The organism is Streptomyces sp. NPDC001822, from assembly GCF_042892135.1.
GTDB lineage: Bacteria > Actinomycetota > Actinomycetes > Streptomycetales > Streptomycetaceae > Streptomyces.
In genome coordinates this window covers 383035-403924 of the sequence record NZ_JBIATW010000007.1, presented here as the reverse complement: position 1 = coordinate 403924, position 20890 = coordinate 383035, and the positions used below count along the sequence as shown (strand labels likewise).

Below are 20890 nucleotides of genomic sequence, written 5' to 3'. Positions count from 1 at the left end.
AACGCTCGGCTGGGAAACCCCAGCCGAGCGCCTGCATAAACTGCTCGCGGCCTGATCAACACGACCACGTGTTGCGACGATCCCTAGAAACCGCCAGTTGGTCCGGGCCCTGCAAGGTCTGCCGATGCGCATGCGGACAGTCGTGGTCCTGCGGTACTTCCACGACCTCTCGGACAACGAGATCGCGGCCGACCTCAGGATCGCGCCGGGCACGGTCCGATCCCAGCTCGCACGGGGGATCGACAAGCTCAGGGGCCAGTTCCCCACACTCTCCGGCCCTTCATCAGAACAGCCATCGGAAGGAACACAATGACGTCTGACGTTTCACGGCCTTCCGGCGGCACGGGGTACTCCCCCTTCGAGCAGGAATTGGTGAATGCCATGAACGAGTTCGTGAACAGCTCCGACGCACCGCAGTTCGACGCCGTCGTCATCACACGCGTGGCCCGCCGCAAGCGGGTCACGGCGATCGCGGGCATCTCGGCCGCCCTCGTCATCGTGGGCGGTGGCACCGCACTGGCCGCCGCCGCCGTCGGCGGTTCGCATGCCACGGGTCAGGCAGCCTCGTCCCACGCCGCGACCGCTGACAAGGACACCACCACCGTGCTCTACGGCCACCCGAGCGGGGTAACCATTCCTCTCGAACTGGGGGGCCTGGACTCCGCCACCGCGAAGGGACAGCTCACCAAGGCAGGGATGACGGCCGAGTTCGTCAAGGCGTCCTCGCCCAACTGCAAGCCGACTTCGGTCATCGCGGTCTCGCCGCACGCGCCCACGATCGTCCACCAGGGCGCAACGATCAAGGTGACCCTCTGCGCCGGCTGAGCTGAGGCAGGAGGCCTGACCGAGTCGGCCTGAATGAGCACAGGGTGGTGGCCCCGTCGGAACCGGGGCCACCACCTTTGCCCATTCCATCACCGCCGGTGGGCCGTGGCGGCACTTTCGGCGGTGCGGCTGCCCGCGCCCACCGGCGGTCATCGCGAACACCGCATCCACCGCCGAACCGGACAAGGCTGGCCAAACCGGACAAGTCGGTGGGGGGCAAGGCGGTGGGAGACACCCGGACGATCTGCCACGACGAGGGACGGGGCCGGGCGGCCCTTCGAATCGCCTCCCCGACCGGACGAGGATCGTGGCGAGGTGGAGTCCCGCCGGATGGACGGCGGCGTTCCTGGCCTCGATCGGATGATCCGCAGGAAAGGCCTTAGCTGAGCCCCGCCGTCCTGGCCCGGTCGACCGCGGGGCCGATCGCCCGTGCGAGTTCCTCGACGTCCCGCGCGGTGGACGTGTGACCCAGCGAGAAGCGCAGGGTGCCGCGGGCCAGGCCGGGGTCGGTTCCGGTGGCCAGCAGCACATGGCTGGGCTGGGCGATGCCCGCCGTGCACGCGGAACCGGTGGAGCACTCGATCCCCTGGGCGTCGAGCAGCAGCAGCAGGGAGTCGCCCTCGCAGCCGGGAAAGGTGAAGTGGGCGTTGGCGGGCAGCCGCCCGCCCGGGGCCGGGTCGCCTCCGAGGATCGCGTCGGGGACGGCCTTCAGCACCGCCGCGACCAGGTCGTCGCGGAGTGCCCCGACCTCGCGGACGAACGCGTCGCGACCGTCGGCTGCATGGCGTCCGGCGACGGCGAACGCCGCCACGGCGGCCACGTCGAGCGTCCCGGAGCGCACGTGCCGTTCCTGCCCGCCCCCGTGCAGCACGGGCACGGGAGTCTGGTCACGGCCCAGCAGCAGCGCGCCGGTGCCGACCGGTCCACCGATCTTGTGTGCGCTGACGGTCATCGCTGCCAGCCCGGAGCGGGCGAAGTCGACCTCCAGCTGCCCGAAGGCCTGTACGGCGTCTGCATGCATCGGGACGCCGAACTCGTGCGCCACCTCGGTGAGTTCACGTATCGGCATGACGGTGCCGATCTCGTTGTTCGCCCACATCACGCTGATCATGGCCACGTCGTCCGGATTGCGGGCGAGGGCCTCGCGCAGCGCGTCGGGGTGCACCCGCCCGTAGGAGTCGACCGGCAGGTAGTCGACATGGGCGCCCTCGTGCTCGGCGAGCCAGTCCACGGCGTCCAGGACCGCGTGGTGCTCGACGGGGCTGGCGAGGACTCTCGTGCGCCGGGGGTCGGCGTCGCGGCGGGCCCAGTAGAGCCCCTTCACGGCGAGGTTGTCGGCCTCGGTGCCCCCCGAGGTGAGGACCACCTCGCTCGGGCGGGCGCCGAGCGCGTCGGCGAGGGTCTCTCTGGACTCCTCGACGGTACGGCGGGCCCTGCGCCCGGCGGCGTGCAGTGAGGACGCGTTGCCGGTGACGGCGAGCTGCGCGGTCATCGCCGCGATCGCCTCAGGGAGCATCGGTGTGGTCGCGGCGTGGTCGAGGTAAGCCATGGTGGAACCGATTCTACGAGCCCGGGGTGGGGCGCGTGCCGGGCGCATGGCGTACCGGCGGGCGCGGGCACCCCGGACGACGCCGCCCACGCGGCGTCCGGCTGCGGCCGGTCAGCCGGCCAGGCTCCAGGAGACGGTGCCGTTGGCGGTCACGAGCACCGCGAGGACGATCAGGTCGGCGATACCCAGGCCGAGCCCCAGCAGGGCGCGCCCGCGCCGGGTGGTGGAGCGGGCGAGGGCGATGAGCGCCATGACGATGGCGACGGGCCCGAGCAGGATGTTCATCACCAGCAGGCCGAGCAGCCCGAGCACGAACGACGCGACGGCCAGCCCGTCCGCCTCCCGGGACGGACGGCGGGTACGGGCGGCGGGGCTTCGGCCGGTGCCGGTGCCGGTGCCGGCGGGCCTCGCCTCGCGGAACCGGGCGCCGGCGGAACGGCCGATGTGCGGGGTCGTGAGCGTCATGGTTCGTGCTCCTTCGTCAGCGGGTGCGGCGGGCGAGGCGTTCACGGACACCGAAGCCCGCCAGCCAGAGACCGATCACGGCGGCGGCGGCCAGGGTCAGCGGCAGCGGGAGATGGGCGACCGCTCCGAGGACGACCCCCAGCAGGAGCAGGGCTGCGACGAGGACGAACATGCCGGTGCCTTTCTGCGAGCTTTGAGAGTACAACTGTTCACTGACTTTTGAGTCTAGACCCTTCACCTCTTCCCCGACTCGGAGAACGGTTGTTTACTGAATGGCATGAGTCACACCGTCGGTGTCCGACAGGCCCAGAAACTGAAGACGCGCCAGGCGCTCCTCGACGCGGCGCTCGAACTGCTGGAGCACCAGAGCCTGAGCAGTCTGGGCCTGCGCGAGGTGACCCGCGCCGTGGGCGTGGCCCCGACCGCCTTCTACCGGCACTTCGACGGCACGGCGGCCCTGGGCGTCGCCCTGGTCGAGGAGACCCTGGGCAGCCTGCACGGGATGATCGGCGCGATCCTCGCCGAGACGGGCGACACCGACGAACGGCTGGACCGGAGCGTGCGGCTGATAGCACGTCACGTGACGGCGCAGCCGGCCCACTTCAGGTTCATCGCGCGGGAGCAGCACGGCGGGGTGGGCCAGGTGCGTGAGGCCATCGCCGCCCAACTGCGGCTGTTCACGGAAGAGGTGGCCGGGGTCCTGGCCGAGGAGCCGGAGTCCGCCGGGTGGGAGCGCGACGACCTGCTCATGCTGGGCGGCCTGTACGTCGACCACATGGTGCTCACCGCCTCCGCGCTCCTGGACGCGGGTCCCGACGGCCGGCAGGAGGTCGTCCGGGTGGCGCGCCGCAGGCTGCGCCTGGTCACGCTCGGCAGGGCCCACTGGCTCGACGCAGCCTGAGGACCGCCCAGGGGGCGCCCGTCATCACCGCGGGCACCCGGGCCGCGGCTCGGGTACGGGAGGCGCGAGCCGACCGGACCGGGCCGCACGGCACAGCGGGGCAGCGGGGCAGCGGGCAGAACCGGGCGGGCACGGCACCGGCCCGCGCGGGCGGCTTCAGGCGCGCGGCGCGCGTGCGAGCTGGCGGGACTGAGCCACGAGGCGGCCGGCACTGTCCCAGACGTCCGCGTCCTCCTCAAGGAAGCCGCCTGCGAGATTGCGGGTGGTGATGGAGACGCGCAGCGGGCCCGGGGCCGGGCGGCAGCGGATGTGCGTGGTGAGCTCGATGGTGGGCGTCCAGCCCTTCAGGCCCAGCTCGAACGAGGTCGGCGGCAGCGCGTCGACCGTCAGCAGCAGCGAGAGCGGGTCGGCGTCACGTCCGTCCGCGAGGCCGAACCAGCCTCGCATCTCGCCCTTGCCCGAGGGGGCGCCGACGGCCCAGCCGATCGTCGCGGGGTCGAGTCTGATGTCGAGCCGTTCGGTGATGGCCGAACTCCCGGGGATGGGCGCGGGACCGTCCGCCGGGCCGAGGCAGTGCGCCATGGGCGGGATCACCGGCGGCTCCGCCGACGTCCGGACCTCGTCGGTCAGACCGTCCAGGTCGCCGTAGGTGGCCAGCACCCGGATGCGCTCGATCTCACTGCCGTCCTCAGCGAACTGGAAGAGCGACGCCTCGCCCGTGGAGAGGGTGCGCCCGGTGCGGACGACCTGTGTGCGGATCACGGCCGGACCGGGAACGGAGGCGGTCAGGTAGTGCGCGGAGACCGAGAAGGGGTCGGGATGCGGGAGCGCCTCACCGAGCGCCCGGCCGAGGATGGCGAGCAGATAGCCGCCGTTGACCGCGCGGATGATCGTCCAGCCCGCGGAGAGTTCCGCGTCGTAGACACCGTCCCCCCGGAGCGTGACCGCGGTGTCGCGGTCGAACTCGCTGTCCCCGATGGTCGCCCGTACCGCGTGTACCGCGCGCGACGCCTGCGCTGCTGCCTGTGCCATGGCATGCACCGTACACCGATCGTATTACTGAGCGGTAGCTTTTGTTGTGGTCAGATGACGGCCGAGTTGTCCTCCGCCGAGGCCGAGCGCCTGTTCCAGGCGCGCGGGGCCCTCCAGTGGAAGCGCATGGACAGCAGCCGCAGGACGAAGGCCGTGATCACCGCGGCACCGCTGGTGTAGGCGTTGAGCGTGTCGAAGCGGATGCAGAGCACCACGGTCACGGCCCCGACGATGGCGGGTACGGCATACAGGTCGCGGTCCCAGCGCAGCAGCGAGGGCACCTCGTTGGCCAGGACGTCCCGCAGCACGCCGCCGCCGACCGCGGTGGCCAGTCCGAGAGCGGCCGACGAGGTGAGACCGAGGCCGTAGTCGTGCGCCTTGATCGTGCCGGACACGCAGAACAGACCCAGCCCCGCCGCGTCGAACACGTTGACACCGACCTGGATGCGCTCGACGTGCGGGTGCAGGAAGAACACCAGGCCGGCGGCGAGCAGGGGCGTGAGGAAGTACCCGAGGTCCGTGAAGGCCGCCGGGGGCAGCGCGCCGATCATCACGTCACGGAAAATCCCTCCGCCCAGCGCTGTCACCTCGGCGAGCACCGCGATGCCGAAGACATCGAAGTTCTTGCGTACGGCGAGCAGGGCGCCCGAGATCGCGAAGACGAAGATTCCCGCGATGTCGAGCGCGTGCTGGACGGAGGGGGTGAAGAGTTCGTTGAGCACCGGGCAATTGTGCCGGTCCTACTCCTTCGGCTTCTCCTCCGTACCGGTGGACGGTGCGGCGGAGCCCTTTCCGGCGTCCTCGGAGGCGGCCTCGGCAGCCCCTTCCGGCTCGGCGGCCTCGGCAACCGCGGCCTTCTCCGCCACGGCCGGCTTCTCGGCAACGGCGGGCTTCGCCTCGGCGACCGCTTCGGCCGCCTTCTTTTCGGTGACGGGTTCGGCGTCCTTCGCCGGCTTCACCGTGATGACGTCCGCGACGAGCGGCGCGTCCCCGGGGGCCTGGTCCTCGCCGTTCTCCGGGTGGTGGCATGCCACCTGGTGCCCGGTCTTGAGCTGCAGCAGCGGCGGCTCCGTGGTCTTGCAGACCTGCGTCGCCTTCCAGCACCGGGTGTGGAACCGGCAGCCGCTCGGCGGCGAGATGGGCGACGGCACGTCGCCCTTGAGCAGGATGCGGTCGCTCTTCTCGCCGCGACGCCGGGGGTCGGGTACCGGCACCGCGGACATCAGGGCCTTCGTGTACGGGTGCATGGGCGCCCCGTACAGCGAGTCGCGGTCCGCCAGCTCGACGATCTTGCCGAGGTACATGACCGCGATCCGGTCCGACACGTGGCGGATGACCGAGAGGTCGTGCGCGATGATCATGTAGGTGAGACCGAGCTCGTCCTGGAGGTCGTCCAGCAGGTTCACGACCTGGGCCTGGATCGACACGTCCAGCGCGGAGACCGGCTCGTCCGCGACGACGAGCTTCGGGTTGAGGGCGAGCGCGCGGGCGATACCGACGCGCTGGCGCTGACCGCCGGAGAACTCGTGCGGATAGCGGTTGTAGTGCTCGGGGTTGAGACCCACCAGCTCCAGCAGCCGCTGGACCTCCTTCTTCACGCCGCCCTCGGGCTTGACGCCCTGGAGCCTGAAGGGGGTGCCGATGATCCCGCCGACGGTGTGGCGCGGGTTCAGCGACCCGTAGGGGTCCTGGAAGATCATCTGGATGTCGCGGCGCATCGGCCGCAGCCGCCCCGCGGACATGTGGGTGATGTCGCGGCCCTGGAACTCGACCTTGCCACCGGTCGGTTCGAGCAGACGCGTCACCAGCCGGCCCATGGTCGACTTGCCGCAGCCCGACTCACCGACCACACCGAGGGTCTCCCCCGGGCGGACGTCGAAGGTCAGCCCGTCGACGGCCTTGACCGCACCGACCTTGCGCTTCAGCACGCCCTTGGTGATCGGGAAGTGCTTGGCCAGACCCTCGACCTTGAGGAGCGGCTCCGACCCGGACCCGTCCGGCCCTGCCGCGGCGGACGCGGGGGCCTCCTTCTTCAGATCAGTCACAGCTTCGGCGCAATCTCTTCGGTCCAGATCTGTTCCCGCTGCTCACGCGACATGTGGCACGCGGAGTAGTGCCCGTCGCCGGCCGGCGTCAGCTCGGGGCGCTCGGTGCGGGTGATGTTGTCCTTGGGCACGTCGGCGTACGGGCAGCGCGGGTGGAAGGCGCAGCCGGACGGGACGTTGATGAGGCTGGGCGGCGACCCCTTGACCGGGACGAGCCGGTCGGTCTGCTCGCGGTCGATGCGCGGCATCGAGCCCAGCAGCCCCCAGGTGTAGGGGTGCTGGGGACCGTAGAAGACCTTCTCGGCGCTTCCCCGCTCGATGCAGCGGCCCGCGTACATGACCAGCAGGTTGTCCGCGATCTCGGCGACGACGCCGAGGTCGTGGGTGATCATGACGACCGCGGAGCCGAACTCCTTCTGCAGGTCGCGGATCAGGTCGAGGATCTGCGCCTGGACGGTGACGTCCAGGGCCGTCGTCGGCTCGTCGGCGATCAGCAGCTGGGGGTTGTTGACCAGGGCCATCGCGATCATGGCGCGCTGGCGCATACCGCCGGAGAACTGGTGCGGGTAGTCCTCGTAACGGCGGTGCGGCTCGGGGATCCCGACCCGGTCCAGCATCTCCACCGCGCGCTTCTTGGCCGTCTTCTTGTCGACCTTGTTGTGGACGCGGTGGGCCTCCACGATCTGCGCGCCGATGCTGTAGTACGGGTGCAGCGCCGACAGCGGGTCCTGGAAGATCATCGCCATCTTCTGGCCGCGCAGCTCACGTACCCGCTCGGGACCGGCGCCGATCAGCTCCTCACCGTCGAGCCAGATCTCACCACCGATCCGGGCGCGCTCCGAGGTGTGCAGTCCCATGATCCCCAGCGAGGTCACGGACTTGCCCGATCCCGACTCACCCACGATGCCGAGGGTCTGACCGGCCTTCAGGTCGAAGCTGACGCCGTCGACGGACTTGACCAGACCGTCGTCGGTGTCGAAGTGGATGCTGAGGTTGCGTACGGAGAGGAACTCCTTCGCGTCCGCCGAGGCGTCCCGGGGAGCGGGGACCGTCGCCGGCGCCGTCTCGGGCGCGGGGGTTTCCTTCTTGCTGACGTCGCTCATGAGAGCCTCACCCGGGGGTCGATCGCGGCGTACACGAGGTCCACCAGCAGGTTGCAGATGACGATGAAGAAGGCGGCGACCAGGGTCACGCCCATCACCTTGGGCAGGTCGGCCGTGGTCACACCTTGGATGGCGAACGCGCCGAGCCCCTGGAAGGAGAAGACTCTCTCGGTGATGACCGCGCCGCCGAGCAGCAGCGCGAAGTCCATGCCGAAGATCGTGACGAGCGGGGTGAGCGCCGCGCGCAGGCCGTGCTTGACGACGACCTTGCGCTCCTGGAGGCCCTTGGCCCGCGCGGTGCGGATGTAGTCCTCGCCCATCGTCTCCAGCATCCCGGCCCGGGTGAGCCGGGCGTAGAGGGCGGAGTACAGCAGGGCGAGCGTGCACCAGGGAAGGACCAGGGCGCTCGCCCACTCGACGGGGTTCTGGGTGAACGGGACGTACTCGCCGTTGCCGAACAGCGCCAGGACGACGAGGCCGGTGAAGAACATCGGCAGGGAGACACCGGCGAGGGCGACGCCCATGGAGAGGCGGTCGAAGAGCGACCCCCGCTTGAGGGCGGAGACGACACCGGCGGCGACACCGGAGACGACCCAGAGGACGGCCGCACCGATGGCCATGGACAGCGTGACCGGGATGCGGTCGATGAGCTGGGGCCAGATCTCGGTGTGGGTCTTGAAGGAGTAGCCGAAGCACGGGGCATGACAGGTGACCGGGTCGGGACCGAACTGGTAGTCGGCGCCGACGACGATGCCCTTGATGAAGTTCCAGTACTGCAGGTACAGGGGCTGGTCGAGCCCCAGGTTCTTCTTGACCGCGGCGATGACGTCGGGGTCGGGACTCTTCCCGACGTACTGAGCGGCCATCGAGTCGAGGGTCTGCCCGCCGAGGCGGGGGACCAGGAAGAAGATCGCGAACGTGACTGCGCTGACCACCAGCAGCAGCAACACCGCGGCGAATACGCGTCGGATGATGTACGCAGCCACAGCCGTGCGGCGCCGGGCGGGCGAGCGGGTTGACACCCGCCGGCCCGGCGCCTTCACCTGCCTTTCAAATGATGCTGTCGATGAACAGGTGTTACTTCTTGGTCGAGGTCATCAGCACGTAGTCGTACATGCCGAGGTATGCGTCCGTGACCGTGACGTTCGCCGCGGAGTCCGGGCGGTACAGCAGGTTCTTGCGGTAGACGAGCGGGACGACCGAGGCGTTCTCCATGACCTTCTGGTCGACGTCGCCCCAGGCGGCGTTGCGCGCGGTGGCGTCCACCGTGCCGATGCCCTTGACGAGGGCCTCGTTGACGGCCTTGTCGTTGAGCTCCATCAGGTTCGTGCCACCGGACGGCTTGATGGCCGTGCCGTTCACGATCTGGTCGAGGAAGCCGAAGCCGGTCGGCCAGTCGGCACCCCACTGCATCATCATCATGCCCGCGTTGTTCTTGTGCACCCAGGCCGGGACACCCGCGAAGTCGGTGAAGTACTTGTCCGAGGGGAACTGCTTGATCTCGGCGGTGATGCCGATCGCCTTCAGGCTGCCCTGGAGCTGCGTGGCCGCGGTGATCTCGTCAGGACGGTCGGAGCGCGCCGTGAGCGTGGTCTTGAAGCCCTTGGGCTGACCGCACTTGGTCAGCGCCTCCTTCGCCTTGGCGGCGTCGCCCTTGTTGCCCGCGGTCGGGTACAGGTCGAACTTCTTGTAGCCGGCGACGGTCGGGGGGATGACCGTGGTGGCCGGGTCGCCCTTGACCGAGCCACCGATCGAGTCGATCAGGCTCTGCTTGTCGACCGCGTACTGGACGGCCTTGCGGCACTCGACGTTGTCGAACGGCTTCACGTTGACGTTCAGCGCCATGTACTGCAGCACGCCGGCGTACGGGTTGTCCGTCTTCGCCTTCTCGGCGGCCTTCACGAGGACCTTGGGCTGCGTCTTGGACTGCAGACCGGTGCCCGCGATGTCGGCGGTGGTGACGTCGTTGAGCAGGTGGTCGTCGACCGTGGTGGGGTTGACGTTGAGCTTGAGCTCGATCTTGTCCGGCAGGGCCTTGCGGATCGGGTCCGTCTTCGGGTCCCACTCCGGGTTGCGGACGAGCGTCGCGCCCTTGCTCTCGTCGTACGCCGAGAACTTGTACGGGCCCGAGGACACGATCTTCTGGACGTAGCTGGCGCCCTTGTCGGCCTTCTGCGGGACCGGAGCGGTCTGCGAGAAGGCGGCGAGGTAGTCCATGTCCGCGAACGGCTTGTTCAGCTTGAAGACGATCGTGTAGTCGTCCGGGGTCTCGATGGACTTGAGGCCCTCGGGGGACTTGTCCTTGTAGGGACCCTTGTACTTGTCGCCGCCCTCGAGGTACGCCTTGAAGTAGGTCGGACCGTTGGACAGGGCCTCCGGCGCGAAGTTCGAGCGCTCGACGGCGTACTTGACGTCCTTCGAGGTGATCTCCGTGCCGTCCTCGAACTTCACGCCCTTGCGGATCGTGTAGGTCCAGGACTTGGCGTCCGCGCTGGCCTTGCCGAGACCGGTGGCGAGGTCCGGGACGATCTCCAGGCTCTCCTTGCCGGCGGCCGGCTTGAAGGTGACCAGGGAACGGCCGTACAGGCGGGAGAAGTTCTGCACCCAGCCGTAGTACGTGTTGCCCGGGTCCAGGGAGTCGGGACCGCTCGAGTGCTCGAAGGTGACCGTCCCCCCCTTCTTGTCGGTCTTGTTGACGATGGACGTCAGGCCGGCGTCGGCCTTGCCCCCGCCGGCGCCCCCCGCTCCGTCGGTGCCCTTGTCACTGCCGCTGCAGGCCGACGCGCCGAGCGCGACCGCCACGGCGACGGCGATGGCCGAAGCTGTCTTTCTGTTTCTCATGCTGAGGAAAGCCCCCTCGATCGAACGGTGCGGCATGGCCGCGATTACTTGCCACGAGGGTCGAGTGCGTCACGCAGCCCGTCCCCCAGCAGATTGAAGGCCAGCACGGTGATGAAGATCGCCATACCGGGGATGACCATGAACATCGGGTCCACCTCGTAGAGGTCGACCGCCTGGGTCAGCATTCCGCCCCAGGAAGCCTGCGGCGGCGCGATACCGACGCCGAGGAAGCTGAGGGATGCCTCGAAGAGGATGTTCGTGGGGATCAGGAGTGTCGCGTACACCAGGATCGGCGCGATCAGGTTCGGCAGCAGTTCGCGGAAGAGGATGAAGGGACCGCGGGCGCCGAGCGACCTCGAGGCCTCGACGAACTCCCGCTCGCGGAGCGACAGGGTCTGCGCGCGGACGATGCGGCCGATGTAGGGCCAGCTGAAGAAGCCGATGACGAAGATCAGAACCGCGATCCGCAGCGCCAGTCCCTGCAGTCCGAACGCCTCGCCCTGCAGGGAGGCCGAGATGGAGATCGCGAAGAGCAGCAGCGGGAACGCCAGGAAGGTGTCCATCAGCCGGCTGATGAAGCTGTCCACCCAGCCGCCGTAGAAGCCCGCGACGACGCCCATGACGACACCGATCACGACCGAGAGCAGCGTCGAGCCGACGGCGACGACCAGCGAGACCCAGGAGCCTTCGAGGATGCGCGCCAGGATGTCGCGGCCCGTCTGGGGCTCGACCCCGAACGGGTGGTCCCAGCTGATACCGCCGAAGTCCCCCTTGGGCGCGAGCAGTACGGGATCGACCAGGCTCTGGTTGAACGCGTCGGGGTCGAGCCCGAGGAGCGCCTGGAGCGGCTTGGACAGCAGGGCGGTGAGGATCAGCAGCACGACAACGATGCCACCGGCCATCGCGGCCTTGTCCCGCTTGAAGCGGGTCCAGGCGATCCGGCCGAGCGAGCGGCCCTCGATCTGCTTGCGCGGGGCGCCTTCCAGCACCGCTTCGGGCTGCACTTCCGCCCTGGTGGTCTCGATAGGTGCCGTCATTGCGGTGGAGACCCCTCTCGGCCGACGGTGGCCGGCCCATGACCGCCGCTGTAGCGGCTCGTACAAAACGTGACACACGTGATCGCACACCCCGGAACTGACCCTGTTTGAAAGAGGGATGTGCGGGGCAGGGAACACCTGCTCTGTGGAGTTTGAAGTCAGTTCGCGATCACCCGCCAGACCTGACGGGGAATGTTTGCTCAAACGTGATGCTGCCCAGAGGCTTCCGTTATCCGGACAGCTGTGCTGCGTGAGCGGACCTGTCGGCCACTAATCCGCTATAGCGGACATGCCGCCCAAGCACGTTGATGTGATGACCAATTGACACTCGGCCACACACTCGGCCGCACCGGGCCGACGGTCCGTCAGTACGCCTGCGGGGCCGGGCCGGGGGCGGGCGGGTAGCCGTAACCCGTGCCGGGCACCGGCGCGTGCGCCTCGCGGTCGTAGAAGGGCCGGGAGTTGGCGCGGAGCCACATCGCGACCGGGTCGTACTCGTCGGACATCGAGACCGTGGAGACGGGCAGGCCGTCGGGCACCACGCCGATCGACTGCCGCATCATCGCGCGCACGGCGTCCACGGACGGACGGCCGGTGTCGTAGAGGTCGAGCCCGATCGCCAGGTACGGAACGCCCAGGGCCGGCTGTACCCAGGCGCGCCGCAGTGCGCGGACGGCAGGGGTGCGGTGGGCGTTCTGCGACAGCAGGGCGTAGAACTGCGGGATCTCGATGGCCGGTTCGGAGAGCCGCAGCGGGCCCGCCGGCATGCGGTCGAGTCCGGTCGCGATGCGGCGCAGGTCGAGCCAGGGAATGCCGACGCCCCCGCCGGGAGCGTGCGGGTTGAGCCAGATGCCCCAGCGGTCCGGGAAGAGGGAGCGGGCGATGTCGCGGCCGGTCGTGACCTCGTGGGCCCTGCTCCAGCCGCTCGCGGAGAGTTCCTGGGCGGAGGTCACGCAGGGGGCGTAACCGAGGCCGTCCACCTCCATGTTGCCGTACTGCGCGTCGGGGGAGCCCGCCGTGCCGTGCCAGAGCAGCATCCAGACCTGCCCGCCGGCCAGGGACCTCAGCAGCTCCTCGTACGTGTCGAGGCGCCCGGGGGTCACTTGGCGCAGCATGTGCTCGACCTGTCCGGCCGCCGCGGTGCCTGACGCACTCACCCTGGGTCCCGCCCCTCTTCGATCCGCTGTTCCGCCGCCCGCTCGCCCCGCGGTGCCGTGCAGCCGCTCCCGGGCGCGCCGGTCCCGCCATCAAACCAGCTTATGCGCCGCCCCTGACACCGCCTTGACGCCGCGTGGCGGAGCGTCGCCCGGGCCTCAGTACGCCTCGCGCACGTAGAAAGGGCGCACCTTCTCCAGCATCCAGTCGCCCACCGGGTCCCGAGCCACGTCGAGCAGGACGAGATTGACCGGCCAGGGCACCTGGACGCGTCCCAGGGCCCGGCCGAGCGCGTCCATCGGGGCGCTCTGTCCCGCGTCGTCGAAGACGCCGGCCTCGACGCCGACGAACAGGACGGGGCTGTCGCCCTCGATGCTGGCCAGCGCCCGGCGCGCGGTGCTCACCACGCCCGTCGCCCGGAACTCCTCGGACACCGCGGCCAGGAAGTCGACCGGGTCCTCCTTCCAGTCCGGCTGGTAGAGCCGCACCCGGCCTCCGCTCGCGGCCCCGTCCAGCGGGGTGCGGCCGGCCCGGCAGAGCTCGGCGACGGCGGGCGGCGGCAGGGGCACGCCGACCGCTCCCCCGGGGTTCACCGCGATTCCGAGCTGCGGGGGCAGCCCGCGGGCGAACTCGCGCGCGGGCGCGACGGCGAAGGAGAGGTGCGATCCGACGCACTGGAGGAACTGCGCCTCGGAGCTGAACACGGGGACGTAGGCGGCGCCGTCGATGTCCACGGTCGGGAGGTCGAGGTCGGCGCTGTCGGGCCCGCCGCCGTTCGGCAGGGGCACCCAGACGTGGCTGCGGCCGAGCACCTCGACCAGCCGGCCGCCGGCTCCGGGTATGCCGATGGAGGCGCCGAGCACTTCTTCGAGCTCGTTGGCCGGCCATCCGTTCGTCTGAGGGGGCGCGGCCTGGGCCGGAATGTCCACGGTGTCTGTGTCCCTTTCTCGCCATGCTGTGCGGCAGAAACCTTAGACCGGGTCGAGCCCCTGTCGCAGGGCCGCGGGCGGAAGCGGTGCCAGGCCCCGGCGGGTCGTCCGTATTCCGGACGGCCCGCCGGAGTCCGGCGGACTGTGCGTATGCGAACGGTGACACCCCGGTCGGGCGCCGCCGCCGGGCGGCTACCGCTGCGGAGGCCCGGCCTCCGGGAAGGAGATGCGGGCGACGGCCCCCGCCGACTCCCGGTCGAGGAGCACCGCCGAGGCGCAACCCGGTGGCAGCACCCCGCTCTCGGTGTCACGCAGCAGCCGGCCCACGGCGCGCCGGTGCCGGGCGAAGGCGTATCCGGAGACGCCGCGCCCGCGTTCCCGCTGTCCCTGCCGCGCCACCCCGGGGGCGACGTCGAGCAGCACGAGGTGGAGCCGGCGGCCCCGGCGCCGGGCCTCACGCGCCAGCCAGCGGCGCACCCAGGCCTGTGTGCCGCAGTCGTGCACGACCACGGACGCGCCCGAGCGGAGGGTCCGCCACAGCCCGGCGTAGTGCGCGGCGCGCACCAGGGGGCGGTAGAGCGCGTACGGGAGTAATCCGGGCATGGCCTCGGCCCAGCGGTCCCTGGTGTCCTGGGAGTCGATCGCGTGTTCCTCGACCGCCCGCCGGATCAGCGTCGACTTACCGCTGCCGGGCAGCCCGGAGACCACCACCACGTCCCCCGCGGCGAAGTCCAGGCCGCGCGGGCCCCGCCCCTCGGCGTCCCGCAGATCCCGCACCACAGGCGCCGGTCCGCCCGTCAGCTCCCTGGCCGGCGCGCCCGGCTGCTGGGGCATGACCTCGTGCGTGACCCCCGCGGTCGTCGCGTAGCGCTGCAACCTCATCGCCGTCCCCCTGCCGATTCACCCACTGACCTGCCCAAGAAGTGTAAAGAAAAGGTAATGCGGCACAACCGGTCCGGACCGCACGTGTCGCGGGCGTCCCGCTCCGGACACCCGCACGGACCTGGACGCCCCACTCTCTCCCAATGCGTGCGATGATGACCCCGCCAATTGCATACCGGCCGTTTGAATCCGCGCGGGAGAGTCCCGGACACCGTGTGCGCCGGGCGCCGAAGGAGCAAGTTCCTCCCTTGAATCTCTCAGGCCCCGTACCGCGTGGATGAGGCAGATCTGAAAAGCGGGCCGCCGTGCGGCCCCACCCAAGGTGCAAGCCGAACCCGAAGGGCGCGACCCTTCTGGACCCCTTCGGGGGGTCTCGGCGAACCTCTCAGGTTCCGATGACAGATGGGGAGGGATCAACCCTCTGTCGTCATGCCCTGGAGCCATGTCCATGAGCACTGCCCCGAGCGCCGCCCCCCGACTCACCGCCCTCGACGCCCTGCACCGGTCGCTGGGCGCCACCATGACCGACTTCGCGGGCTGGGACATGCCGCTGCGGTACGCCAGTGAGCGCGACGAGCACAACGCCGTACGCACCCGGGCGGGCCTGTTCGACCTGTCGCACATGGGCGAGATCACCGTCACGGGCCCGCAGGCCTCGGCGTTCCTGGCCTACGCGCTGGTCGGCAACATCGCCACCGTCGGCGTGGGCCGGGCCCGCTACACCATGATCGTCGCGGCGGACGGCGGGATCCTGGACGACCTGATCGTCTACCGCCTGGCCGACACCGAGTTCATGGTCGTCGCCAACGCGGGCAACGCCCAGCTGGTCCTGGACACCCTCACCGAGCGCGCGGCCGGCTTCGAGACCGAGGTGCGGGACGACCGCGAGGCGTACGCCCTGCTCGCCGTACAGGGGCCCGACTCCCCCGCCGTACTGAAGTCGGTCACGGACGCCGACCTGGACGGACTGAAGTACTACGCGGGCCTCCCGGGCACGGTCGCCGGGGTCCCGGCGCTCATCGCCCGTACCGGTTACACGGGCGAGGACGGCTTCGAGCTGTTCGTCGCGCCCGAGCACGCCGAGCGGCTGTGGACCGCCCTCACCGAGGCCGGCGCGCCGTACGGCCTGATCCCCTGCGGGCTCTCCTGCCGCGACACGCTCCGCCTGGAGGCGGGCATGCCGCTGTACGGGCACGAGCTCACCACCGCGCTGACCCCCTTCGACGCGGGCCTCGGCCGGGTCGTGAAGTTCGAGAAGGAGGGCGACTTCGTCGGCCGCGAGGCGCTGTCCGCCGCCGCGGCCCGCGCGGAGGCCGCCCCGCCCCGCAAGCTCGTGGGCCTGGTCGCCGAGGGCCGCCGGGTGCCCCGCGCGGGCTTCCCCGTCGTGGCCGGCGGGGAGGTCGTCGGCGAGGTCACGTCCGGTGCGCCGTCGCCCACCCTGGGCAAGCCGATCGCCATGGCCTACGTGGACGCGGCGTACGCCGAACCCGGCACCGCGGGTGTCGGTGTCGACATCCGGGGCACGCACGAGCCGTACGAGGTCGTGGCACTGCCGTTCTACAAGCGCCGCAAGTGACAGGGCCGCGCAGCACCACGTGACGCATTCGTGTCTCACACCGTAAGACCACCGTTCATCAGCACTCCCCCGCGTACAGGAGAATTCAGGTCATGAGCAACCCCCAGCAGCTGCGGTACAGCAAGGAGCACGAGTGGCTGTCGGCCGTCGAGGACGGCGTCGCCACGGTCGGTATCACCGAGCACGCGGCCAACGCCCTCGGTGACGTCGTCTTCGCCCAGCTCCCGGAGGTCGGCGACACGGTGACCGCGGGCGAGACCTGCGGTGAGCTGGAGTCGACCAAGTCGGTCAGCGACCTGTACTCGCCCGTGACCGGCGAGGTCACCGCGGCCAACCAGGAGGTCGTGGACGACCCGTCGCTGGTGAACTCCGCCCCCTTCGAGGGCGGCTGGCTGTTCAAGGTGCGCGTCGCGGAGGAGCCGAACGACCTTCTCTCCGCCGACGAGTACACCGCGTTCTCCGGCAACTGAGACCCCAAGGGACCCACTGATGTCGCTTCTGAACTCCTCCCTCCACGAGCTGGACCCGGACGTCGCCGCCGCCGTCGACGCCGAGCTCCACCGTCAGCAGTCCACCCTCGAGATGATCGCCTCGGAGAACTTCGCTCCGGTCGCCGTCATGGAGGCGCAGGGCTCGGTCCTCACCAACAAGTACGCCGAGGGCTATCCCGGACGCCGCTACTACGGTGGCTGCGAGCACGTCGACGTGGTCGAGCAGATCGCGATCGACCGCATCAAGGCGCTCTTCGGCGCCGAGGCCGCGAACGTCCAGCCGCACTCGGGTGCGCAGGCCAACGCCGCCGCGATGTTCGCACTGCTGAAGCCGGGCGACACGATCATGGGTCTCAACCTGGCCCACGGCGGTCACCTGACCCACGGCATGAAGATCAACTTCTCCGGCAAGCTCTACAACGTGGTCCCGTACCACGTCGACGACACCGGTGTCGTGGACATGGCCGAGGTCGAGCGCCTGGCCAAGGAGTCGAAGCCGCAGCTCATCGTGGCCGGCTGGTCCGCCTACCCCCGTCAGCTGGACTTCGCCGCCTTCCGCCGCATCGCGGACGAGGTCGGCGCGTACCTGATGGTCGACATGGCGCACTTCGCGGGCCTGGTCGCCGCCGGTCTGCACCCCAACCCGGTGCCGCACGCCCACGTCGTCACGACCACCACGCACAAGACCCTCGGCGGTCCGCGCGGTGGCGTGATCCTGTCGACGCAGGAGCTCGCCAAGAAGATCAACTCGGCGGTCTTCCCCGGTCAGCAGGGCGGCCCCCTGGAGCACGTGATCGCGGCCAAGGCGGTCTCCTTCAAGATCGCGGCGGGCGAGGAGTTCAAGGAGCGCCAGCAGCGCACCCTGGACGGCGCCCGCATCCTGGCCGAGCGCCTGGTCCAGCCGGACGTCACCGAGGTGGGCGTCAGCGTCCTCTCCGGCGGCACGGACGTGCACCTGGTCCTGGTCGACCTGCGCAACTCGGAGCTCGACGGCCAGCAGGCCGAGGATCGGCTCCACGAGCTGGGCATCACGGTCAACCGCAACGCCATCCCGAACGACCCGCGTCCCCCGATGGTCACCTCGGGTCTGCGGATCGGCACCCCGGCCCTGGCGACCCGCGGTTTCCGGGCCGAGGACTTCACCGAGGTCGCGGAGATCATCGCCGCCGCGCTGAAGCCCAGCTACGACGCAGAGGGCCTCAAGGCCCGGGTTTCCGCGCTCGCGGAGAAGTTCCCGCTGTACGCCGGCCTCAAGTAGGCCACCCGCAATTTGCACGCAGGGTGGGGGCACCACGCACACTGAAGAGTGAGCGCGGTGCCCCCACCCTTGTCCCCGCGCTCTTCGTGCCCACAGGCCCGTCCCGCACCACCCGGCAGACAACGGCGTCCGCCGCACCCCTTAGGAGTACTCCCGTGGCCATCTCGGTCTTCGACCTCTTCTCGGTCGGCATCGGCCCGTCCAGCTCCCACACGGTCGGCCCGATGCGCGCGGCGCGCATGTTCGCCCGCCGCCTCAAGAACGAGGGCCTCCTGGCCCACACCGCGTCGATACGAGCCGAGCTGTACGGCTCGCTCGGCGCCACCGGACACGGCCACGGCACCCCGAAGGCCGTCCTGCTCGGCCTGGAGGGCGAGTCGCCCCGCACGGTCGACGTCGAGGGCGCCGACGCCCGCGTCGAGGAGATCCGCGCCTCGGGCCGCATCAACCTGCTGGGCATGCACGACATCCCCTTCGACGCCGACGAACAGCTGGTCCTGCACCGCCGCAAGGCCCTGCCGTACCACGCGAACGGGATGACGGTCTTCGCGTACGACCGCGAGGGGGCTCCGCTCCTGGAGAAGACCTACTACTCCGTCGGCGGCGGCTTCGTCGTCGACGAGGACGCCGTCGCGGGCCAGGACCCGATCGTCCCGGAGGACACGGTCCTCAAGCACCCGTTCCGCACCGGCGACGAGCTGCTGAGGCTCGCCCGGGAGACGGGGCTGTCGATCTCCTCGCTCATGCTGGAGAACGAGAAGGCCTGGCGCACGGAGGACGAGATCCGCGCCGGTCTGCTGGAGATCTGGCGGGTCATGCAGGCCTGCGTCACCCGTGGCATGTCCCGGGAGGGCATCCTGCCCGGCGGTCTGAAGGTACGCCGCCGCGCCGCGAACTCCGCCCGGCAGCTGCGCGCGGAGGGCGACCCGCAGGAGCACGCGATGGAGTGGATCACGCTCTACGCGATGGCCGTCAACGAGGAGAACGCCGCCGGCGGCCGCGTGGTCACCGCTCCGACCAACGGCGCCGCGGGCATCATCCCGGCCGTGCTGCACTACTACATGAACTTCGCGGCGGGCGGCTGCACCGAGGCCGAGAAGGACGACAGCGTGGTCCGCTTCCTGCTGGCCGCGGGCGCCATCGGCATGCTGTTCAAGGAGAACGCCTCGATCTCCGGCGCCGAGGTCGGCTGCCAGGGCGAGGTGGGCTCCGCCTGCTCCATGGCGGCCGGCGCGCTCGCCGAGGTCCTGGGCGGATCTCCCGAGCAGGTGGAGAACGCCGCCGAGATCGGCATGGAGCACAACCTGGGCCTGACCTGCGACCCGGTCGGCGGGCTCGTCCAGATCCCCTGCATCGAGCGCAACGGCATGGCGGCGGTCAAGGCCGTCACGGCCGCGAAGATGGCGCTGCGCGGCGACGGCAGCCACATGGTCTCCCTGGACAAGGTCATCAAGACCATGAAGGAGACCGGGGCGGACATGAGCGTGAAGTACAAGGAGACGGCGCGGGGCGGGCTCGCGGTGAACATCATCGAGTGCTAGCGGGCAGGTGACGCGGAGACCCGCCTGCCGGGTCTCCGCACCGCCCCCGCGTCTCCCGGCCAGGCCCCGGCGGACCGGCCGCGTGTGAAAGGTCAGCCGACGATCGCGACGGGGCCGTCCCACGCGTTCCGGTCGACCGTGATGGTGTACGCGCCGCGCTTCTCCTTGCTGTTGACCATGTACTGGTGGCCACGGCTGTGGTTCGTGTACAGCGACTTGGACCACGGCCAGTCGGTGGTCGTGGTGTTCGCCTTGTCCCACTTGGCGTACCAGAGGTTGCCCGGCAGGTTGGTGCGGTCCGTGGCGGTCGCGATCGCGGCCGCGCTGGAGCTGGAGAACCCGTAGAAGCCCGCCCGGTAGGTCTTGTCGTGCAGGACCTTGTCGAAGGCGCGGACGTAGGAGAGCACGGCCTTGTTGCAGGACGTGTTCTTGATGTCGTACGGCTCCATGTCCAGGTACAGCGCGCTGCCCGCCTTCATGCCGAGGGCGGCGGCCTTGGCGACGGCGTCCTTGCCGTCGGTGGCGCCGAGCGCGGCGGCGCCGGCTGTCGTCATCTTCTCGTTGCGCGTGCCGGTCTGGCACGGCGGCTGGGCACCCACGTAGAGCGGGATGAGCTTCCAGCCCTGGGAGTTGACGGTCTTGACCCAGGACGCGGTGAGGTTCGGCTGGGAGCAGCCGCGGTTCTTGCCCCCGATGTACACGGCGGCGGCGCCGTAGAAGCCGGTGTGCCAGGCCTTCATCGCGGCGGCGGACGGCGCGGTGCAGGCGTCGAAGGCACGGCCCGTGAACGTCTTCTGCGCCGGCCAGGCCGTGGTCGCCGAGGCGCTGGTCGCGGCGAACGCTCCCGCGGCGGCCACGACGACGCCGGTGGCGCCCCAGGCGAGGTAGCGGTTGCGCTTGGACAGCCGGTGTCTCTTGGACGTAGACATGATGCGTTTCCCACCCCTGGTTCTGCTGATTCGTCGCTGCTGCGTCGTCCGGGCCGCTCCGGTCCCCCGGCACCCGGACTTCGCGCGCATCGAAAAGTACCCTGCCGCCGTGGCGCGTTCGGACCGTCCGCCCCTTGGGCCCGGCAAGCTTTGCCCAAGGCTGCGCAAAAGGTGCTCGACGACCGTGTCGCGGCGGGGAGCCGGCCGGCCCTCATGCCGGCGGCCCCTCCGGAAGAACCGAGCGGTTCTTCCGGAGGGGCCGCCGGCCCGGGGCCGTTGCGCCTCCCGGCGGACCCACCGCGCCTTCACGGCACGGCGGGTCCGCCGGTCA

Annotated in this window: 21 protein-coding genes and 1 riboswitch; of the genes, 7 read left to right on the top strand and 14 right to left on the bottom strand. The window is 70.2% G+C overall.

Annotation, left to right across the window (positions count from 1 at the left end; genetic code table 11):
• The first annotated feature begins 97 nt into the window (after nt 1-97).
• Both ACFYY2_RS19525 and ACFYY2_RS19520 read left to right on the top strand, forming a co-directional pair.
• Nucleotides 98-313 carry a sigma factor-like helix-turn-helix DNA-binding protein gene (locus ACFYY2_RS19525; RefSeq protein WP_388744316.1) on the top strand — a complete coding sequence of 72 codons (216 nt, stop codon included), beginning with the start codon at nt 98-100 and terminating at the stop codon, nt 311-313.
• A 68-nt stretch (nt 314-381) separates the two neighbouring features.
• Nucleotides 382-825 carry a hypothetical protein gene (locus ACFYY2_RS19520; RefSeq protein WP_388744313.1) on the top strand — a complete coding sequence of 148 codons (444 nt, stop codon included), beginning with the start codon at nt 382-384 and terminating at the stop codon, nt 823-825.
• 379 nt (nt 826-1204) lie between these two features.
• Here ACFYY2_RS19520 and ACFYY2_RS19515 read toward each other — a convergent pair whose 3' ends face one another.
• The 3 genes from ACFYY2_RS19515 to ACFYY2_RS19505 form a co-directional block, all read right to left on the bottom strand.
• Nucleotides 1205-2374: a cysteine desulfurase family protein gene (locus ACFYY2_RS19515; protein WP_388744310.1), complete on the bottom strand. Its 1170-nt coding sequence runs from the start codon at nt 2372-2374 to the stop codon at nt 1205-1207.
• A 111-nt stretch (nt 2375-2485) separates the two neighbouring features.
• A complete protein-coding gene (locus ACFYY2_RS19510) occupies nt 2486-2839 on the bottom strand; it encodes a DUF4190 domain-containing protein (RefSeq protein WP_388744307.1) in 354 nt (117 codons plus the stop codon).
• 16 nt (nt 2840-2855) lie between these two features.
• Complete coding sequence (locus ACFYY2_RS19505) at nt 2856-3011, bottom strand: hypothetical protein (RefSeq protein WP_388744304.1); 156 nt, start codon at nt 3009-3011, stop codon at nt 2856-2858.
• A gap of 105 nt (nt 3012-3116) precedes the next feature.
• On the opposite strand from ACFYY2_RS19505, the gene ACFYY2_RS19500 reads away from it, so the two are divergent.
• Nucleotides 3117-3740, top strand: coding sequence for a TetR family transcriptional regulator (locus tag ACFYY2_RS19500; protein WP_388744301.1), 624 nt, complete (start codon nt 3117-3119; stop codon nt 3738-3740).
• Between the two features lie 156 nt (nt 3741-3896).
• On the opposite strand, the gene ACFYY2_RS19495 is transcribed toward ACFYY2_RS19500, so the two are convergent.
• The 10 genes from ACFYY2_RS19495 to ACFYY2_RS19450 all read right to left on the bottom strand — a co-directional run bounded on the left by ACFYY2_RS19495 (nt 3897) and on the right by ACFYY2_RS19450 (nt 14764).
• Nucleotides 3897-4772 (bottom strand): thioesterase family protein, encoded by an 876-nt coding sequence (locus ACFYY2_RS19495; RefSeq protein WP_388744298.1) that lies wholly within the window; start codon nt 4770-4772, stop codon nt 3897-3899.
• Between the two features lie 50 nt (nt 4773-4822).
• Nucleotides 4823-5494, bottom strand: coding sequence for a trimeric intracellular cation channel family protein (locus ACFYY2_RS19490; protein WP_388744295.1), 672 nt, complete (start codon nt 5492-5494; stop codon nt 4823-4825).
• Nucleotides 5495-5512: 18 nt separating this feature from the next.
• A complete protein-coding gene (locus ACFYY2_RS19485; RefSeq protein WP_388744291.1) occupies nt 5513-6817 on the bottom strand; it encodes an ABC transporter ATP-binding protein in 1305 nt (434 codons plus the stop codon).
• The gene (locus ACFYY2_RS19480) at nt 6814-7920 is read right to left on the bottom strand and encodes an ABC transporter ATP-binding protein (protein ID WP_388744288.1); all 1107 of its coding nucleotides are present in this window, start codon (nt 7918-7920) and stop codon (nt 6814-6816) included. Before ACFYY2_RS19480 ends, ACFYY2_RS19485 begins: the two co-directional genes overlap by 4 nt.
• On the bottom strand, nt 7917-8906 hold the full coding sequence (locus ACFYY2_RS19475) for an ABC transporter permease (RefSeq protein ID WP_388744285.1): 990 nt from the start codon (nt 8904-8906) through the stop codon (nt 7917-7919). Before ACFYY2_RS19475 ends, ACFYY2_RS19480 begins: the two co-directional genes overlap by 4 nt.
• A 91-nt stretch (nt 8907-8997) precedes the next feature.
• Nucleotides 8998-10761, bottom strand: a complete 1764-nt coding sequence (locus ACFYY2_RS19470) for an ABC transporter substrate-binding protein (protein ID WP_388744282.1) — start codon at nt 10759-10761, stop codon at nt 8998-9000.
• A 44-nt stretch (nt 10762-10805) separates the two neighbouring features.
• Complete coding sequence (locus ACFYY2_RS19465) at nt 10806-11798, bottom strand: ABC transporter permease (protein ID WP_388744279.1); 993 nt, start codon at nt 11796-11798, stop codon at nt 10806-10808.
• Between the two features lie 365 nt (nt 11799-12163).
• On the bottom strand, nt 12164-12955 hold the full coding sequence (locus ACFYY2_RS19460; protein WP_388744276.1) for an enhanced serine sensitivity protein SseB C-terminal domain-containing protein: 792 nt from the start codon (nt 12953-12955) through the stop codon (nt 12164-12166).
• A gap of 156 nt (nt 12956-13111) precedes the next feature.
• The gene (locus ACFYY2_RS19455) at nt 13112-13882 is read right to left on the bottom strand and encodes an enhanced serine sensitivity protein SseB (RefSeq protein WP_388744273.1); all 771 of its coding nucleotides are present in this window, start codon (nt 13880-13882) and stop codon (nt 13112-13114) included.
• Nucleotides 13883-14074: 192 nt separating this feature from the next.
• Nucleotides 14075-14764 carry an AAA family ATPase gene (locus ACFYY2_RS19450; RefSeq protein WP_388744270.1) on the bottom strand — a complete coding sequence of 230 codons (690 nt, stop codon included), beginning with the start codon at nt 14762-14764 and terminating at the stop codon, nt 14075-14077.
• A gap of 184 nt (nt 14765-14948) precedes the next feature.
• A riboswitch (glycine riboswitch) is annotated at nt 14949-15046 on the top strand.
• 166 nt (nt 15047-15212) lie between these two features.
• Here ACFYY2_RS19450 and gcvT point away from each other — a divergent pair.
• From gcvT to ACFYY2_RS19430, 4 genes are all read left to right on the top strand, one after another.
• Nucleotides 15213-16340 carry a glycine cleavage system aminomethyltransferase GcvT gene (gene gcvT / locus ACFYY2_RS19445; RefSeq protein ID WP_388744267.1) on the top strand — a complete coding sequence of 376 codons (1128 nt, stop codon included), beginning with the start codon at nt 15213-15215 and terminating at the stop codon, nt 16338-16340.
• 92 nt (nt 16341-16432) lie between these two features.
• Nucleotides 16433-16810, top strand: a complete 378-nt coding sequence (gene gcvH, locus ACFYY2_RS19440) for a glycine cleavage system protein GcvH (RefSeq protein WP_327114327.1) — start codon at nt 16433-16435, stop codon at nt 16808-16810.
• Between the two features lie 19 nt (nt 16811-16829).
• Nucleotides 16830-18089: a serine hydroxymethyltransferase gene (gene glyA / locus ACFYY2_RS19435; RefSeq protein ID WP_388744263.1), complete on the top strand. Its 1260-nt coding sequence runs from the start codon at nt 16830-16832 to the stop codon at nt 18087-18089.
• Nucleotides 18090-18244: 155 nt separating this feature from the next.
• Nucleotides 18245-19630, top strand: coding sequence for an L-serine ammonia-lyase (locus ACFYY2_RS19430; protein WP_327114331.1), 1386 nt, complete (start codon nt 18245-18247; stop codon nt 19628-19630).
• 92 nt (nt 19631-19722) lie between these two features.
• Here the strand turns inward: ACFYY2_RS19430 and ACFYY2_RS19425 are convergent, their stop codons facing one another.
• On the bottom strand, nt 19723-20559 hold the full coding sequence (locus ACFYY2_RS19425; RefSeq protein WP_388744258.1) for a glycoside hydrolase domain-containing protein: 837 nt from the start codon (nt 20557-20559) through the stop codon (nt 19723-19725).
• Between the last annotated feature and the right edge of the window lie 331 nt (nt 20560-20890).

Bases quoted from the DNA above. Each gene is read 5' to 3' on its own strand.
- glyA (WP_388744263.1), top strand. From the start codon at position 16,830: ATGTCGCTTCTGAACTCCTCCCTCCACGAGCTGGACCCGGACGTCGCC.
- gcvT (WP_388744267.1), top strand. From the start codon at position 15,213: ATGAGCACTGCCCCGAGCGCCGCCCCCCGACTCACCGCCCTCGACGCC.
- ACFYY2_RS19510 (WP_388744307.1), bottom strand. From the start codon at position 2,839: ATGACGCTCACGACCCCGCACATCGGCCGTTCCGCCGGCGCCCGGTTC.
- ACFYY2_RS19520 (WP_388744313.1), top strand. From the start codon at position 382: ATGAACGAGTTCGTGAACAGCTCCGACGCACCGCAGTTCGACGCCGTC.
- ACFYY2_RS19495 (WP_388744298.1), bottom strand. From the start codon at position 4,772: ATGGCACAGGCAGCAGCGCAGGCGTCGCGCGCGGTACACGCGGTACGG.
- ACFYY2_RS19480 (WP_388744288.1), bottom strand. From the start codon at position 7,920: ATGAGCGACGTCAGCAAGAAGGAAACCCCCGCGCCCGAGACGGCGCCG.
- ACFYY2_RS19450 (WP_388744270.1), bottom strand. From the start codon at position 14,764: ATGAGGTTGCAGCGCTACGCGACGACCGCGGGGGTCACGCACGAGGTC.
- ACFYY2_RS19500 (WP_388744301.1), top strand. From the start codon at position 3,117: ATGAGTCACACCGTCGGTGTCCGACAGGCCCAGAAACTGAAGACGCGC.
- ACFYY2_RS19515 (WP_388744310.1), bottom strand. From the start codon at position 2,374: ATGGCTTACCTCGACCACGCCGCGACCACACCGATGCTCCCTGAGGCG.
- ACFYY2_RS19470 (WP_388744282.1), bottom strand. From the start codon at position 10,761: ATGAGAAACAGAAAGACAGCTTCGGCCATCGCCGTCGCCGTGGCGGTC.
- ACFYY2_RS19465 (WP_388744279.1), bottom strand. From the start codon at position 11,798: ATGACGGCACCTATCGAGACCACCAGGGCGGAAGTGCAGCCCGAAGCG.
- ACFYY2_RS19425 (WP_388744258.1), bottom strand. From the start codon at position 20,559: ATGTCTACGTCCAAGAGACACCGGCTGTCCAAGCGCAACCGCTACCTC.
- ACFYY2_RS19505 (WP_388744304.1), bottom strand. From the start codon at position 3,011: ATGTTCGTCCTCGTCGCAGCCCTGCTCCTGCTGGGGGTCGTCCTCGGA.
- gcvH (WP_327114327.1), top strand. From the start codon at position 16,433: ATGAGCAACCCCCAGCAGCTGCGGTACAGCAAGGAGCACGAGTGGCTG.